The organism is Lacticaseibacillus kribbianus, from assembly GCF_020180945.1.
Classification (GTDB): domain Bacteria; phylum Bacillota; class Bacilli; order Lactobacillales; family Lactobacillaceae; genus Lacticaseibacillus; species Lacticaseibacillus kribbianus.
Window position 1 is genome coordinate 128,359 of record NZ_JAIPUL010000002.1, and the last position, 14,014, is coordinate 142,372.

At 64.0% G+C, this 14,014-nt stretch carries 11 protein-coding genes; 6 read left to right on the plus strand and 5 right to left on the minus strand.

The features are described from left to right. Window positions 1-71 precede the first annotated feature (71 nt). Together LE416_RS07920 and LE416_RS07925 are read left to right on the plus strand one after the other, a co-directional pair. The gene (locus tag LE416_RS07920) at window positions 72-467 is read left to right on the plus strand and encodes a hypothetical protein (RefSeq protein ID WP_225047963.1); all 396 of its coding nucleotides are present in this window, start codon (window positions 72-74) and stop codon (window positions 465-467) included. 412 nt (window positions 468-879) lie between these two features. Beyond that, window positions 880-1,461: a DUF805 domain-containing protein gene (locus LE416_RS07925; RefSeq protein ID WP_225047964.1), complete on the plus strand. Its 582-nt coding sequence runs from the start codon at window positions 880-882 to the stop codon at window positions 1,459-1,461. Window positions 1,462-1,538: 77 nt separating this feature from the next. Here LE416_RS07925 and argH read toward each other — a convergent pair whose 3' ends face one another. The 5 genes from argH to LE416_RS07950 form a co-directional block, all read right to left on the minus strand. Continuing rightward, the gene (gene argH / locus LE416_RS07930) at window positions 1,539-2,924 is read right to left on the minus strand and encodes an argininosuccinate lyase (RefSeq protein ID WP_225047965.1); all 1,386 of its coding nucleotides are present in this window, start codon (window positions 2,922-2,924) and stop codon (window positions 1,539-1,541) included. Then, a complete protein-coding gene (locus LE416_RS07935; RefSeq protein WP_225047966.1) occupies window positions 2,924-4,135 on the minus strand; it encodes an argininosuccinate synthase in 1,212 nt (403 codons plus the stop codon). Before LE416_RS07935 ends, argH begins: the two co-directional genes overlap by 1 nt. Window positions 4,136-4,203: 68 nt before the next feature. Continuing rightward, a complete protein-coding gene (locus LE416_RS07940) occupies window positions 4,204-4,878 on the minus strand; it encodes a Type 1 glutamine amidotransferase-like domain-containing protein (protein ID WP_225047967.1) in 675 nt (224 codons plus the stop codon). Between the two features lie 561 nt (window positions 4,879-5,439). After that, window positions 5,440-6,885, minus strand: a complete 1,446-nt coding sequence (locus LE416_RS07945) for an ABC transporter substrate-binding protein/permease (protein ID WP_225047968.1) — start codon at window positions 6,883-6,885, stop codon at window positions 5,440-5,442. A gap of 89 nt (window positions 6,886-6,974) precedes the next feature. Continuing rightward, complete coding sequence (locus tag LE416_RS07950) at window positions 6,975-7,640, minus strand: alpha/beta fold hydrolase (RefSeq protein WP_225047969.1); 666 nt, start codon at window positions 7,638-7,640, stop codon at window positions 6,975-6,977. An 890-nt stretch (window positions 7,641-8,530) separates the two neighbouring features. Here LE416_RS07950 and yycF point away from each other — a divergent pair. The 4 genes from yycF to LE416_RS07970 all read left to right on the plus strand — a co-directional run bounded on the left by yycF (window position 8,531) and on the right by LE416_RS07970 (window position 13,761). Continuing rightward, window positions 8,531-9,244 carry a response regulator YycF gene (gene yycF, locus LE416_RS07955; protein ID WP_225047970.1) on the plus strand — a complete coding sequence of 238 codons (714 nt, stop codon included), beginning with the start codon at window positions 8,531-8,533 and terminating at the stop codon, window positions 9,242-9,244. A gap of 439 nt (window positions 9,245-9,683) precedes the next feature. Next, window positions 9,684-11,588 (plus strand): cell wall metabolism sensor histidine kinase WalK, encoded by a 1,905-nt coding sequence (gene walK, locus LE416_RS07960; RefSeq protein WP_225047971.1) that lies wholly within the window; start codon window positions 9,684-9,686, stop codon window positions 11,586-11,588. Then, window positions 11,578-12,945 (plus strand): YycH family regulatory protein, encoded by a 1,368-nt coding sequence (locus LE416_RS07965; protein ID WP_225047972.1) that lies wholly within the window; start codon window positions 11,578-11,580, stop codon window positions 12,943-12,945. Before walK ends, LE416_RS07965 begins: the two co-directional genes overlap by 11 nt. 12 nt (window positions 12,946-12,957) lie before the next feature. Further along, window positions 12,958-13,761 (plus strand): two-component system regulatory protein YycI, encoded by an 804-nt coding sequence (locus LE416_RS07970; protein WP_225047973.1) that lies wholly within the window; start codon window positions 12,958-12,960, stop codon window positions 13,759-13,761. Window positions 13,762-14,014: the final 253 nt, after the last annotated feature.

Genomic DNA, 14,014 nt, shown 5'->3' on the forward strand with positions numbered 1-14,014 from the left:
TGGAAACCCCTGGGTGGTCCGCGCACGGCCGGGTGGTCGCGCGCAGACGTCGACGAGACGGAGGATGGATCATGGTGAAAACGAACTCGGAAGGATCAACCGCGGTGCCTTGGCGGGTGGCCAACGGCATCGTTGCGGTGTTGTGCGGCGTGGTGCTCGCGCTGGCCCTGGTGCTCGGCACCGGGCCCAGCATTGGGCTGCGCCTGGACGACGGTCAGCTGCCGTTTTACCTTGAGGCGCTGGCCCTGGTGATCGGCGGCGCCCTCGCCGTGGTGCTGGCGCGCGGCCGTGCGTGGCTGCTGCAGGCGCTCCTGACGCTTGCGGTGGTCACGCTGCCGGCCTGCCTGTTCATCGGCGACCCCGGCACCAACGAGGCGTTCTTCTACTTCATCGTGCCGCTGAACCTCCTGCTGCCGCTGGCGGCCCTGATCGTCGGCATCGGTCTGCTGAGCAGGCTGAAGAACTGATTGCAGCCCCCGTGCCACCGCCTTGGTGACGCGGGGGTTTTTGCGTGGCGTGAGAATTCGTCTTTGCGGGACTTCAGTGTATAATTGAGGGCAAAGCAGGCGCCGCGGGTGGGCTAGTCGATCCGCTAAGCACGCGCTTTTCCACGCTCTCAAACGCGTTCCCCCGAGCAACGCGGGAGCGGCTAGCTACGCCACGTCACTCGGGGCAAGGACCGCCCCAAGCGCCGTGGCTAGGCTACCCGTCCCGCTAAGTGCGCTCGGGCTCACGCTCTAAACGCGTTCCCCGCGGCAATGCAAACGCGTCTAGCTACGCGTGACCACTCGAGGACAAGTGCAGGCCTCAAGCGGTCACGCTAGGCTAGCCGGTTTGCTAAGCCCGCCGCGGCTCACGCTCTCACATAAGGAGGCACACATGAAGCAGATTCAGGAAGTTCCCGGGCAGGTCACGATTGGCCGCGCCTACGCAGATTTTTTCAAGGGACTCATCGAGTTCCGCGGCCGCTCCACCCGCGCCGGGTACTGGTGGGTGCAGCTGCTCGCCTACATCGTCAACTTCGTGGTGATGATGGTCATGTCGGTCAGCCTGGTGACCCAGGCGCTGACGAAGTACGGCGACAATGTGGACAAGGCCACGCAGGTCGCGACCAGCCAGCTGACGCCGGTGGTCCTGATTCTCTCTTTAATCACGATGGTGGTCGAGCTGTCCCTGGTGACGCGGCGCAACCGCGACGTCGGCATCACCGGGCGCGGTACCGCGGTGCTGCTCGCCATTCAGTACGTGATGGTGCTGCCGAGCTGGATTGCGATGGCCCAGAAGCTGCTCGGCGGCACGCCGCTGGCGGTGACCAGCAACGGCGTGACGGCGTTCCTGACGCTGGCCCTGGCGATTTTTCAGTTCGTGCTGAAGCTTTTGCCGACCGACAGCCTGACCACCCGCAGCAACGCCCCGGTCGCGCGCTTCTTCATGCGCTACAAGGCCGACGCGCCGGACTAGGCGCGCCCGGCGCCCAACGACATAATAAAACGAGTCCCACTCCGCCAGACTGTGGCAGGGTGGGACTCGTTTTTGCGTTACTTGCGGGCGTCCAGGATGGCCTGGGCGCGGGCCGCCTCTTGCTTGACGTTGGCGACGGCGGTGCCGCCGAGGCTGGTGCGGCGGTTGACCGCGGCCTCAGACGACAGCTCGGCGTAGACGTCTTCTTGAATCTCCGGCGCGGCCTTTTGCAGCGTCTCGAGCGGCATGTCCTGCAGGCTGGTGCCGGACTGGATGCCGGCCAGCACCAGCTCGCCGACGATGCCGTGGGCCTTTCGGAACGGCACGCCCTTGGTGGCCAGGTAGTCGGCCAGCTCGGTGGCGTTGCTGAAGTCGGCGACGGTCGCGTCGTGCATCCGCTTCTCGTGGACGGTCAGCGACTCGATCATGCCGGAGAAAATGTGCACCGAACCGAGGATCGTCGTGTAGGCGTCGAACACCGGCTCCTTGTCCTCCTGCATGTCCTTGTTGTAGGCGAGCGGCAGGCCCTTCATGGTGGTCAAAAGCCCCATCAAGGCGCCGTACACGCGGCCCGTTTTGCCCCGGGTCAGCTCGGCGAAGTCCGCGTTTTTCTTTTGCGGCATGATCGACGAGCCGGTCGCAAAGGCGTCGGACATCTCGATGTAGTTGAACTCGTAGGTGCACCAGAGGATCAGCTCCTCGGCCAGGCGCGACAGGTGCTGCATCAGGATCGCGGCGTTGCTCAGGAACTCGAGGGCAAAATCACGGTCGGACACGGCGTCCAGCGAGTTGTGGTAGACGGCATCGAACCCAAGCGTCGCGGCGACCTGTTCGCGGTCGATCGGGAAGGTGGTGCCGGCCAGCGCGGCGGCGCCCAGCGGCAGGATGTCCGTGTGCTTCTGGTTGAATTCGAAGCGCTCGTAGTCGCGCTGGAACATCTCGAAGTAGGCCAGCAGGTAGTGGCCGTACGTGATCGGCTGGGCGTGCTGCAGGTGGGTGTAGCCGGGCATGATGGTGCCGGCGTGCTGCGTGGCCTTTTCGACCAGCACCTCCTGCAGGCCGGACAGGGCGGACAAAAGCTCCGGCAGGCGGTGTTTGAGCCAGAGGTGAAAATCGGTGGCGACCTGATCGTTGCGCGAGCGGGCGGTGTGGAGCTTGCCGGCGACGGGGCCGATCAGGTCGGTCAACAGGCGCTCCATGTTCAGGTGGATGTCCTCGTTGGCCACGGTGAAGGTCAGCTCACCGGCCGCAAGCTTTTGCTGCAGCTGGTGCAGGCCGGCCGTGATTGCATCGGCGTCCGCTTGGGGGATGATGCCCTGCTTGCCCAGCATCGCGACGTGCGCCAAAGACCCCTCGAGGTCCTCGGCGGCCATTTGCTGGTCGAAGCCGATCGACGCGCCGAACTGGTCGACCCACTGCGCCGCCTTTTGGGTGAAGCGGCCGCCCCAGAGCTTGTCGGTCATTACTTTTCCTCCGAGTGGACGTGGTTGACCTGCTCGAAAACGGTGCCGGGCAGGGTCCACAGCTTGATGAAGCCGGCCGCGGCCTCCTGGTCAAAGGAGTCGGCGGAGGTGTAGGTCGCCAGGCTCTCCGAGTACAGCGAGTTGGTGTCCGACTTGCGGGCCACGGCCGTCGCGTTGCCCTTGTAGAGCTTCATCTTGACGACGCCGTTGACCACCTGCTGGGTGTGGTCGACGAAGGCCATCAGCGCATCGAACAGCGGGGTGATCCACTTGGCCTCGTAGATCATGGTGGCGAGCTGCTGCTCGATCAGCGGCTTGTAGTGGGCGACGTCGCGCTCGAGCGTCAGGTTTTCCAGCTCGTGGTGCGCGGCCATGATCACCGCGGCGCCCGGGGCCTCGTAGACCTCGCGGGACTTGATGCCGACCATGCGGTTTTCGATCTTGTCGATGCGGCCGATGCCGTTAGCGCCGGCGATTTCGTTGAGTTTCTTGATCAAGTCGGCCAGGCCGAGCTTCTCGCCGTCGATGGCGACCGGCAGGCCCTTTTCGAACGTCAGGTCCAGGAAGGTCGCCTTGTCCGGTGCTTCCTCGGGGGAGACCGTCATGCCCCAGGCGTCGTCCGGCGCCTGGTTCCACGGGTTCTCGAGGATGCCGGCCTCGTTGGCGCGGCCCCAGAGGTTGGCGTCAATCGAGTAGGGCGACTTCTTGCCGATCGGCACCGGCACGTTGTGGTCCTTGGCGTAGTCGATCTCCTCTTCGCGCGACCAGTGAAAATCGCGGATCGGGTCCTCGATCGCCAGGTCCGGATCCAGCGCGTGGATCGCGGCCTCGAAGCGGACCTGGTCGTTGCCCTTGCCGGTGGAGCCGTGGGCGATGGCGACCGCGCCGTTGTCGTGCGCAATCTTGACCAGGTGCTCAATGATCAGCGGCCGTGACAGGGCGGACACCAGCGGGTAGTCGCCCTCGTACAGCGCGTTGGCCTTGATCACCGGCGCGACGTAGGTGTCGGCGAACTCCTCCTGCGCGTCGATCGCGTAGCTCTCGATGGCGCCGACCTGCAGCGCCTTTTTCTGGATGAAGTCCATGTCGGCGTTGGGTTGGCCGACGTTCAGGCAGACGGCGATGACGTCGTAGCCGCGCTCCTGCAGCCAAGGAATGGCCACGGAGGTGTCGAGGCCGCCGGAGTAAGCGAGTACCAGTTTCTTAGTCATGAGTGAGTTCTCCTTTGAGTTAGACGTATTCTTGCAATATTCAGGTTAATTATACAATTTTTATTTACTCAGCGCCACCCCGGCCCCAGCCGGTGCCACTCGCCCTGAGAAATCACGGACGCGACGCCGTCCTTCACCTGAATGGCGGTCTGCTCGTCGATCACGTATCCCGGCAGCTGGATGTCGTCGGCCCAGGCGCGGGCGTTGGCCATGTTGTTCTCCTCAAACAGGTTGAGGTGGGGAAAAATGGCGAAGTTCAGCCACCCGAGTGCCGCGTCGGTCGGGCCGCTCGGCGGCGCCCACGTGGTGAAGAACTGCCCGATGCGCGGCGCGACCACCATGCTGCCGGCGGAGATGCCGACCCAGACCTTGTGCGCAAGCGTCGGCAGCAGGTCCGCCAGCCCGGCGCGGCGCAGGCAGTAGGCGAGGTACACCGCGTCGCCGCCATCGACCAAAAGCGCGTCGGCCTCATCCAGCCAGCGCCGCCAGCGCGCCGCCGGCAGGTCCGGCAGGGCGGTCAGCTCGAGCACCCCGAGACTGTGCCAGCCAAGCGCTACCAAAGGGGCGCTGCTTTGCCCGGCGACGAAGCGCCAGACGCCCTGCGGCGAGCTCTCCGTGGTCGCGTAAGCCGCGGTGGGGATGCACAGCGCGTTGGCGGCCGCGATCGGTTTGCCGAGCAGGTCGACCAGGGCCGCGCGCTCGGCGTCATTTTGAATGCCGCCGGATGTCAGTAAGTAATCCATGGTGGTTGTCCTCCGAAGGCGCCGAAGCGCGTGTGGGTAAGTGGGTGGTAGGCCGCCGCGGCCTCCGGGCACCGGGCCGGGCGGGCTGTGCGGCCGCTACACGGTGGGTGACATACCGCGTCGTGGCGAAGTAGCCGAGAATGTATCCTCGATGTGGGCTAGTGCTGGGTGTTGCGTCAGCTCGCTCAGACTTGGCTAGCGCATCGAAGTAGCAGGCGGAGGGTCACGGGCGGGTCGGGCCGCGAAAGAATCAGCCAACCGGAAGACTCGCGGGTTGGGCGAGGCTTTCGCTTGGCTGATTCCGGCAAAATTGAAGACCGCTGAGGGAGCCGTAGGCGACGGCGGGCTTCAATTTTAGGTTGGAGCCTCAAGAGGGCGGAGCGGCGCGCACTTAGCGGGTCGGGTAGGCTAGCGCTGGCGTTGAGGCGGTCTTTGCCTCGGCGCTAGTGCGTAGCTAGCCGCACCCGCGTTGCGCCGCGGAGCCCGTTTCGGGCGGAAACCGGCCGCGCAGTCCGACCCGCCCGTGACCCAGAGCTTGCGGCAGTGAAATGAGATGTAAGACTAGTTGAAGCGACGCTCAACAACCCCCAGCAGGCGGGTCAGGGCGAAGGTCATGACGAAGTAGATCAGGGCCACGATCATCATCGGGAAGAACGGCTGGAAGGAGGCACCTTGGACGGTGGACCCTTCGAACATCAGCTCCGTGGCGCCGATAACGGAGAGCACGGAGGATTCCTTGATGTCGGTGACGAACTCGTTACCAAGCGCCGGCCAGATGTTTTTGACCGCTTGCGGCAGGATGACCGACTTCAGCGTCTGGCTGTTGGACAGGCCCAGGCTGCGGGCGGCCTCGGTCTGGCCGATCGGCACGGAGTTCAGGCCGGAACGGATAATCTCGGCGACGTACGCGCCGGAGTTGATGCCCATGGCGATCGCGCCGGCGGCGAAGGCGGAGAGGCTGATGCCGAGCACCTGAGTCCCGAAGAACACGATGAAGGCTTGAACCATCAGCGGCGTGCCGCGGATGAACTCGACGTACACGACGGCGATGGCCTTGAGGATCCAGAGCTTGGAGCGGCGCATCAGCGCCAGGAACGTGCCGAGGATCGTGCCGGCGATGACGGTCAGGAGCGCGAAGATTAACGTGTTAATCGCACCCTTGATGAAAAAGCTCCCGTACTTGGTCCAGAAACTGTCGCTTTGGTTCTGCAGGGTGTAGGCCTCATCGAGCCACTTGGCCCAGAGCTTCTGGGACTTGACCTTCTTGATGGTCTTGTTGACCTGCGCCGTCAGCGCGGTGTCGCCCTTGGGCAGGGCCACGACGGTCGGGGAGGCGGAGGTGGCGAAGTGCGGATCCACCATCATCAGGCTCTTGTTCTTTTGAACGTAGGCGCCGGCGATGATGCTGGACATCACGCCGCCGTCCAGCTTGTTGTAGGAGACCTGGGCGATGACGTCGTTGGCCTTTTGCAGGCTTTGAATCTTGGCGTCCGGCAGCTGCGCCTTGGCGATGGCCTCCTGCGTGCTCTGCTTCTGGGCACCGACCTTGGCTCCGGCGAAGTCCGCGACGTTCTTGTACTTGTCCTTGTCGGCCTTGCGGATCACGACAATCTGCTTTTCGTACATGTACGGCTCGGAAAAATCGACCTGCTTGGCACGCTCCGGCGTCTTGCTCATGCCGGAGATGACCATGTCGACCTTGCCCGTCTTCAGCGCGCCGATCAGCGCGTCGAAGCCCATTTCCTTGATCTGCAGCTTGACGCCGGCGTCTTTGGCGATCTGCTTGGCCAGGGAAATGTCGGCACCGACGATGGTGTCTTCGCCCTTGACCGTGGCGTGGAACTCCAGCGGCGCGTAGTCGGCGGACAGGCCGACTACGATGTAGCCGCGGGACTTGATGGCGGACAGGCGGCTGGTGGCGGCCTGAACTTGGTGCGTATTGGATTGGGTAAAGCCGAGCGCGAACATCGCGATCAGCGGTAACAGCCACTTCAGCAGCTTCTTCATAGCGGGCAACTCCCTAAGATTGAATTTTAATTGAATATAAACCCAATCCAAGGATTATGCAATCTTTTTGGAAAAAATGCAAAAATTATTCAGATGGCCAGCGGCTGAAGAAACGGCTGAAGCAGTCCGTACAGCGCGGCACCGTCCTTGATGTAGCTGCTGTGGGAGGCGCCGGGAACCGTGATGCCGCGGGCCTGCGGGATCTCTTTGACGATGCGCGCCGTGTCGCTCGGCCGCACCACGTCGTGCTGGCCGGCCAGCACCAGCGTCGGCGCCTGAATATTATTCAGCATCGCGCGGGTGATGTGGGGCTGCTCGAGCATCAGCGCCAGAAGCGGGCTCGGCGCCTTCCAGTTCTGCACCCGCGTCGCCCAGTACACCGGCCAGCGCAGCCCGAGCGGCGTCAGGTTGGCCCCGGCGACCACCAGCCGCCGCACCGCCGCCGACTGCGTGCTGGCCGCGATCAGCCCGGTGATGCCGCCGTCGGAGAAGCCGACTAGGATCACCGGCTCCAGCCCGAGCGCGGCGATGAAGCCCAGCACGTCCTGCGCGAACAGCCGGTAGTCGAGCAGGCCGGACGAGCTGGCCCCGTGCCCGCGCGTGTCCAGCGCGTAGACCGTGAAGTGCGTCGCCAGCCGCGGCACCAGCCCGTCAAACAGCGTGTGGTCCTCGCCGTTGCCGTGCAAAAGCAGCAGGGGATGTCCCTGCCCGGCCTTGGTGTAATGAATCGAGATGGTGCCGACTGTGATGTCCATCGCAAATCCTCCGTTCGCCCCCATTGTACGCGTCCGGCCCCCGCGGGGGAAAGGGGAGAAAGGGCCGGGCTCCGGCGCGGATGGGCTAGGACCTACGGCTACGGGCCAAGGCGGCGGAACGCGTGGGGCGGGTCCTGAGCCCAAAGACCGGTCTCAGGACCCGCCCTTGCAGTAAGCGGGCAAAGTTCGCCCGCTAACTGCAACGTCACGCTGGCTCGCCTTGGCCCTCCGCCTTCAGTCCTGGCCCATCCGCGCCTCCGCCCTACATGGCAGCACGTCGGTTATATGACCTAACTGTAATGACTGAACCGCTATGGATTGTCATGAATCTTAGCGGGTGTATCCGTAGCGCGGATTTTAGGCTTTGTGATGGTGTTTCCTTTTAGGCCGGAGCCGTGCGGAGGCCGGCTGTGCAGCTCACCCGGCCCGAGTCCCGGAGTCCGCGGCAGCCAAGCCGCGATCCACCAAGCCCGCCTTGGCTCGCGCTAAACGGGCGCCGCAGAGCATCGCCGGTGCGGCCAGCTAAGGCCAGACACCGAGCCCAAGGGCGGCTAGCCTTACGCTGGCCGACCGCGCTGCTCTGCCCTAAACGCGTTCCCCAAGGCAACGCGGATGCGCCCAGCTAGGCCCGGCACTCGAAGCAAAGTGCGCTTCAAGCACCAAGCCTACGCTGGGCGATCCGCTAAGCCCGCCTTGGCTCGCGCTAAACGGGCGCCGCAGAGCATCGCCGGTGCGGCCAGCTAAGGCCAGACACTGAGCCAAAGTGCGGCTCAATGCCTAACCTTACGCTGGCCGACCGGCTAAGCGCGCTGCTCTGCCCTCTGGCCCACTTTGCCCTGCACCGCCGAAACCGTTATAATAGAGGCAACTATGGATAACGGAGGCCGACAATGGCAAAAAAGATCCTTGTGGTTGACGATGAAAAGCCAATTTCGGACATCGTCAAGTTCAATCTGAATAAAGAAGGCTACGACGTGGTCACCGCGTACGACGGTGAAGAGGCGCTGGCCAAGGTGGAGGAGGAGGAACCCGACCTGATCCTGCTCGACCTGATGCTGCCCAAGATCGACGGGCTCGAGGTCGCGCGCCAGGTGCGCAAGGACCGCGACACGCCGATCATCATGCTGACGGCCAAAGACTCGGAGATCGACAAGGTCCTCGGGCTGGAGCTCGGCGCCGACGATTACGTCACCAAGCCGTTTTCCAACCGCGAGCTGGTCGCGCGCGTGAAGGCCAACCTGCGCCGCAGCGGCGCCGGCACCCAGGCCGCGCCCGAGGCCGACGACGAGACGCGCGAGCTGACCGTCGGCGACCTGACGATTCACCCGGATTCCTACACGGTGACCAAGCGCGGCGACAAAATCGAGCTGACGCACCGTGAGTTCGAGCTGCTCCACTACCTGGCGCGCCACCTGGGCCAGGTGATGACCCGTGAGCACCTGCTCCAGACCGTCTGGGGCTACGACTACTTCGGCGATGTGCGCACTGTGGACGTCACCGTCCGCCGCCTGCGCGAAAAAATCGAGGACAACCCGTCGCACCCCGAGTGGCTGGTCACGCGCCGCGGGGTGGGTTACTACCTGAAGAACCCGGAGCAGGACTAACAACAGAATCGGCGCACAACTAGGCGTGGCCGACCGGCGAACGTCACAGCGGCCGACGATGACCGCGGTAACCGCGCGATTCGCCACCAAGAACGGTGAGTGACGCGCCTCCCCAACATAGCGGGTTGTGACTCGCGCCCCATGATGTAGGGCGGAGGCGCGGACCGGCCACGACTGGAGGCGGAGGGCCAAGGCGAGCCAGCGTGAAATTGCACTTAGCCGGTGGTTTTTACCGGCTTAGTGCAAGGGCGGGTCGCAAGACCGGCCTTTGGGCTTGCGAGAGCCCCACGCGTTCCGCCGCCTTGGCCCGCAGCCGGAAGCCGTGGCCAGTCCGCGCCGGAGCCCGGCCGCACGCGTTCCGCTGCCTCGGCCCGCAGCCGGAAGTACCACCTCGTCCCCGCCGGATCCCGGCCCCGGCAATACCGCTTCGGAGAGCATAATGAATAAGAAGATCCGCTTTTTCCAATCGATTCACTTCAAGATCGCGCTGGTGTTCATCCTGTTACTGCTGGTAACCGTGGAGATCATTGGCGCGTATTTCGTACGGTCCCTGGAGCAGCAGAACGTCGAGACGTTCAAGACTTCGATCAACCTCGACCCGTACCTGCAGGAGAAGCTCGCGACGGACCTGATGAGTGACAACGAGTCGAGCGCCGATGACAACATGAAGATCACCATCAGCCAGGCCGACGTGGCGAACACCGCCACCGTGGTCGTGGTCGACGACAAAGGCACCGTGCGCGCGACGTCGAACCTCAACGACCAGAGCAACGTCGGGCAAAAATCGGCGTCCAGCAACATCAAGTCGGTGATCTACAACGGCCAAAGCTACGAGGACTACGGCTACTCGGACAACACCGGCTCGACCTACACGCGCATCATCCCAATCAAAAACCCCAACGCGACCGGCGACGGGAACGCGATCGTCGGGGCCGTGTCAATCACGGCACCGATGGAGTCGGTGTACGCGAACCTGAACAAGATTGTCAAAATCTTCCTGATCGCCAGCCTCGTCGCCGGCCTGCTCGGCATTTTCATCTCCATCGTGATCTCGCGGGCGATCACCCGGCCGATCGACGAGATGAAGAAGCAGGCGATCCGCATGGCGCGCGGCGACTACTCCGGGCAGGTGCGCATCTACGGGCAAGACGAGCTGGGCCAGCTGGCCGTCGCCGTCAACAACCTGTCCGTGCGCGTCGAGGAGGCCCAGGAGGCCAGCGAGGCCGAGCGGCGGCGCCTGGATTCCGTCCTGGCGCACATGACCGACGGCGTCATCGCCACTGACCGGCGCGGCAATGTGATCATCATCAACGAGACCGCGCTGGACTTCCTCAGTACCAAGAACGAGGACGTGATCGGCGTCTCGATCCTCAAGCTCTTGAACATCGCGCAGGACTACACGCTGCGCGACCTGTTGGAGAACCAAAAGGAGCTTCTGCTCGACTTTTCCCAGCAGCTGGACCACGAGCTGGTGCTGCGCGTCGACTTCAGCCTGATCCAGCGCGAAACCGGGTTCATCTCGGGGCTGGTCGCGGTGCTCCACGACGTCACCGAGCAGCAGAAAAGCGAGCGGGAGCGCCGCGAGTTCGTCTCCAACGTGTCCCACGAGCTGCGCACGCCGCTCACCTCGATGCGCTCTTACATCGAGGCCCTGAGCGACGGCGCCTGGCAGGACCCGGAGATCGCCCCGCAGTTCTTGAAGGTGACCCAGGAGGAAACCGACCGCATGATCCGCATGATCAACGACCTGCTCAGCCTCTCGCGGCTTGACTCGGGTACGTCCAAGATCGAGCTGGAGTACGTCAACCTCAACGAGTTCTTCAACTACATCCTCGACCGCTTCGACATGATGCTCAAAACCGACAACGCGCGCGCCAGTGCCGACAACAACCAGCACGTGCAGCCGGCCGCGGCCAAGAAGCAGTACGTGCTGCGCCGCGAGATCACCAAGCGCGACTTGTGGGTCGAGATCGACCAGGACAAGTTCATGCAGGTGATCGACAACATCATGAACAACGCGATCAAGTACTCCCCGGACGGCGGCGTGATCACCGCGCGCCTTTTGGAGACCCACAACCACGTGATCCTGTCCGTGTCCGACCAGGGCCTGGGCATTCCGCGCTCGGACATCAACAAGGTGTTCGACCGCTTCTACCGCGTCGACAAGGCGCGCTCGCGCAAGCAGGGCGGCACCGGGCTTGGCCTGGCGATCTCCAAGGAGGTCGTCGCTGCGCTCGGCGGGCGCATCTGGGTCGACTCGCAGGAGGGCAAGGGCAGCACGTTCTACATCTCGCTGCCGTACTCGCCGATTAACGACGCAGGAGGTGATTGGGATGAAGCTTAGTGGCTGGATTCTGCGCGTCAGCCTGATCGCCATGGTGGCCCTGAGCCTCGTGTTCTCCTTTTTGATCTGGCAGAACCCGTCGCGGCTGGGCCGCACGGACACCCCGGTGGCCATCAAGGCGACCAAGGACCCGAACGTGGCCAAGCAGGCCCGGCGCGTTTTCGCCCCAACCAGCGCCTACTACGCAAGCAAAACGGGCAAGGTGGCGCTGTTCACCCCCAACGCGGCCGTGGGCGACGACCTGCACAACGCGGTGCGCGCCTGGCGCCTCGGCAAGGTCAAGGCACCGGTGAAGCTCAGCACCGACGACTACCAGGCGGTGCTCGACACGGCCGACTCGCTGCAGCTGCTGTACGCGGGGCCGATGAGCTACCGCCAGTTCGACCGCTACTTCTTCAGTGAGGCGGCCAGCGTCAAGAACCCGAACTTCACCTTCAACCGGCTGGTGATCGACCTGTCCGGCGGCTCCAACAAGCTGCTGTTCGTCAACGACGCCACCAGAAGCGTCGCCACGGGCAAGCTGACCGAAGCCAGCCTGACCCGCGTCGTCGCCGTGGTGAAAAAGGCCGCCAAGACCGGCTTTGCCATCACCGAGGGGCGGCTGGGGACGCGGCAGGTGGCCCAGTACGTTAAGCCCATCAAGGTCACGCCGTACACCTTCCTGCTGGACCAGCAAAGCGCCAACCACTTCGTCTCGCTTCTGATGCCAAGCTCCCAGTCAAGCGCCGTGGACACCCAGGAGATCAGTAACGAGACCGTGTACAAGCTCGGCACCAACCAGCGCCTGACGCTGAACAACGAGACCGAGGCCATGCAGTTCGACGACACCGGCACCCGCACCACGGCCACTGGCCTGACCGGGGCCTTGAGCCGCGGCTACACCGCGCTTGGCAAGCTGTCACTGCAGGGGCTTTCGACCATCAAGTACTTCGGCTACGACAAGAGCAGCCAAGGCGTCACTTTCCGGCCGTACGCCCAGGGCCTGCCGATTTTCAACACCGACGCGTACGGCGTGGTCACCGTCGCCAACACCCGTCAGCAGCTGCAGATGAACTTCTCCATGTACAACCTGATTGTCGCCATTCCCACCAGCCAAAAGGCGGTGACGCTGCCTGCGACCAGCACCGTGTACTCGGAGCTGTCGGGGGCCGGCTACGACGTGAAGGGCATCGAGGACATCTGCTTGGGCTACTACTGGAAGCCCGAGGACACCGCCAGCCAGGTGGTGGAGCTTGAGCCGACCTACTACGTCAAGATCCACGGCGTGTACAAGCGCTACACCCAGTGGGTGGTGCCGACCGACGAAGCCTACACCCAGACGACCCGCAACCCGCTTCTGCCGCAGGCGCAGCAGTAAAGGAGGACGCACATGGATTTTCGCCGCATCGAAATGATTTTCCTCATCGTCTTCATCGGGATCAACATCTTCTTGGGCGTGAGCTTCTTTCAAAGCCAGCAGGTCGACCTCGCGACCTCAAGCTCCGGCACCAGCGAGATCATCGCCGACATCCGCCGCGACCAGATCAAGCTGCCGCACCTGACCACCAGCACCCCAACCGGCGGCTACCTGTCGAGCGAAAACGCCGACACCAAGCCGTGGCCGATCGACAAACTGACCGGTCAGTACGCCCACTTCACCGAAAAGAACGGCTACACCCTGGTCAGCACGCTGGACACGCCGGTCACCGCCAAGGGCGACAAGGCCGCCGTCACCTTGCAAAAATGGGTCCAGGGCACCCGCCACGTCGCGCACGGCGACCAGTACGTCTACGTGCCCGGCCTGTCGACCAAGGACCGCTACGTCTTCGCCCAGCGCATCGACGGCCACACGCTCTACGACGCCCTGGCGCGCCTGACGTTGACCGTCAGCGACGGCAAGCTGACCGGCTACACCCAGACCTACCTGCGCGGCATCACCCAGCTGCGCACGAACATGGCGCTGTGCTCCGCCCAGGACGCGGTGGTCACGCTGTACCGCGAAAACGAGATTCCAAACTCCGCGACGGTGCGCTGGACCAAGCTCGCCTACACCTACCTGCTGGACGTCAAGGGTGCGACCGTCTACGTCCCGGCCTGGTTCGTCGGCGTCGAAAGCTCCGGCTCCAAGAACGTCACGGTCAAGAAGCTCAACGCGATCAACAAGACCGTCCTCAAGGCAGGCTCAGAGGACTAGCTGGGCCGCTTGCGGCCGCGGCCTCCGGGTACCGGGGTGGGGCGGGCTGTGCGGCCGGTTTCCGCCCGAAACGGGCTCCGCAAGGCAACGCCGGTCCGTCCAGCTCAGGCCGTGCGTTGGGCCAAAGTGCGGCCCAACGCCCAGCCTCACGCTGGCCGACCGGCTAAGAGCGCCTTGCTCCGCCCTCTATCGGGCTCCAACCTAAAAGTTGAGCCAAGCGTCGCCTTCGGCTCCTTCGCTTGTCTCAACTTTT